Source organism: Pseudophaeobacter profundi, from assembly GCF_029697505.1.
Classification (GTDB): Bacteria; Pseudomonadota; Alphaproteobacteria; order Rhodobacterales; family Rhodobacteraceae; genus Pseudophaeobacter; species Pseudophaeobacter profundi.
In genome coordinates this window covers 1-273 of record NZ_JARJEF010000261.1, presented here as the reverse complement: position 1 = coordinate 273, position 273 = coordinate 1, and the positions used below count along the sequence as shown (strand labels likewise).

Sequence of the window (273 nt, the reverse complement as noted above, 5' to 3'; positions counted from 1 at the left end):
GCGACGGCAGCACAGGTCTTACGGTGGACAAGTCTGCCCAAGCGAGCCTTGCCCTTGACAATGCAGTATGGGACTCCCATCTTGCGGCAGAGGGCAGGTAGGAACAGGACCAGCTCGATGGGCTCGACGTCGTGTGCGATGACGACGATCTGAGCCTTCTTCTGCTCGACCAGCCGAGTGACGGAGTTGGCTCCCTGCGACACGGTGTTGGGCTTCTTGGTCGGGGTGTCTTCCTTCTTGGCCACCTTCTGCTCGGCCCGAGCCTTGAGTCGC

At 61.5% G+C, this 273-nt stretch carries 1 protein-coding gene; it reads right to left on the bottom strand.

The window, feature by feature from the left end; genetic code table 11:
• Positions 1 to 273: ribosomal L7Ae/L30e/S12e/Gadd45 family protein (locus P2081_RS20920; RefSeq protein WP_278924711.1), on the bottom strand; the 273-nt coding region annotated here is incomplete at both ends.